1 protein-coding gene is annotated in these 2019 nt (G+C 38.4%); it reads left to right on the top strand.

Annotation, left to right across the window (positions count from 1 at the left end; all coding sequences use genetic code 11):
- Positions 1 to 992 precede the first annotated feature (992 nt).
- Positions 993 to 1916, top strand: a complete 924-nt coding sequence (glsB, locus tag I6F53_RS20015; protein ID WP_197179672.1) for a glutaminase B — start codon at positions 993 to 995, stop codon at positions 1914 to 1916.
- Positions 1917 to 2019 lie beyond the last annotated feature (103 nt).

Here is a 2019-nt window from a genome sequence, read left to right as displayed (position 1 = left end):
CCATGCCGAACTCAGTAGTGAAACGAAACAGCGCCGATGATAGTGTAGCATTTGCTATGTGAAAGTAGGACATTGCCAGGATTTAATTAAGAGAAACCCGTTACAGCAATGTAACGGTTTTTTTGCTTTTTGAAATTAGTAAAACTTTGCATACTAAGAGACGATACGATTATTAATAGTGTATTATTTGCTATGTGACTCTTTACCGCTGTGGGCACTACGACATCCTACTGCGTAGCGCACCGACTTCATATTGTAGAGCGCCCGAATTTAAGATTCGGGCTTTTTTATGTCTGCAGAAAAGTGAAATACGCACAATTAATACCAATTCCATTAAGTATGTGATCTGAATTTTACGCCGAAAAAAAATTCAGTTCTAGGCGTAAATTGATGTAATACCAACCTGCATAAATCTTTGATCAATTTAACGAATTAAATTGCACTATAACGTCGTTAAAAATTTTTTATTTACGACTGCATGGATGCAGGAGGTAGAGCAATGCAGGGAGCAATTGCCGAGAACAACTAGATACAAAAATTTTTGCCTAGTTCTAGCATAATTTCCTTAACGTTAAATAGACCCCATACATAAGCAGATTGGTATAAATGGTTGCTCCCTTTACGAAATTGACAACAAAGAAATGGGTTGTTTTAGCAAGTAAAATAGATCAGCTATTTATTGGAATTGGTATAACACCCACTCACATCAATATTCATCACGTAGGTCGGGCGAGCGTAGCGACTCCCGACGCTAAAATTATAAAAATCTCCGCTCGACAACGAGTACGTAGCATTTGCACTGTGACTCTCCACCGCAGTGGGCACCATGACATTACCAGGATTTAATTAAGAGAAACCAGATACAGTAATGTGACGTTTTTTTCTATTTAAATTTTGTAAAATCTCACCGTTAAATTCGACAACAAAACTAGGTGCACTTAATAGCGCGTGTTAAAATCCAATTTTTATGAATGACGATATAGAGGTCTAGATTGCCTACAGCTGATTACCAAAAGGTGCTTGATGAAATAGCACATGAAGTGCGTCCTTTATTATCACAGGGGAAAGTAGCTGATTATATACCGGCACTTGCCGAGGTGGATCCAGAGCAATTTTCTATCGCTATTTATACAACTGATGGTGAAACTGTGTGCGCAGGGGATTGTTCTCAACGCTTTACTATTCAATCAGTTTCTAAAGTTATGACACTTACTATGGCACTACAGCGTTATGGTGATGAACTTTGGCATAGAGTTGGTAAAGAGCCTTCAGGTACAGCCTTTAACTCGCTTACACAGCTTGAGTTTGAAAAGGGGATTCCTCGTAACCCATTCATCAATGCAGGCGCAATTGTAACGTGTGATGCGTTATACAGCCGCTTATCTGCGCCAATGCATTCTATGCTCGAAACCTTCAGGTTATTAGCTGGTAATAGAGGCATAGTAATTGATAAAAAAGTCGCTAATTCAGAGTATGAGTTTAGGCATCGAAATGCTGCGATGGCGCATTTGATGAAATCGTTTGGTAATTTTGAAAATGAAGTTGATGATGTTTTGTGGGCTTACTTTAACTTTTGTTCTATTGAGCTTAACTGTATTGAATTAGCCAAAGCTTATAATTTTTTAGCTAATAAAGGTGTTGATAATCGTTCGGGAAATCGTGTTCTAAGTAGCCGTCAAAACAAGCAGCTAAATTCGCTTTTATTTACGAGTGGTTTATATGACGCTGCGGGTGATTTTGGTTACAGAGTAGGTATGCCAGGTAAGTCGGGAGTGTCAGGGACTGTTTTAGCTGTGTTACCAAATAAGTTTACTGTAGCTGTTTATTCGCCGGGGCTTAATTCGTTTGGTAATTCTGTTGCAGGAATCGCAGCGTTGGAGCTGTTATCTAAAAAACTCGATATTTCTATTTTTTAGCTAAACGAAAGGGAGCAGTAATTGCTCTAATGCCGATCATTTAAGAAATAGTTAATAGCACTTGAACGATCTTCTAGGTATGTAAGAATCCGAATTCTTTTGT

It is taken from the genome of Pseudoalteromonas sp. SWN29 (assembly GCF_015864465.1).
Taxonomy (GTDB): domain Bacteria; phylum Pseudomonadota; class Gammaproteobacteria; order Enterobacterales; family Alteromonadaceae; genus Pseudoalteromonas.
This window is presented reverse-complemented; position numbering and strand designations above follow the sequence as displayed.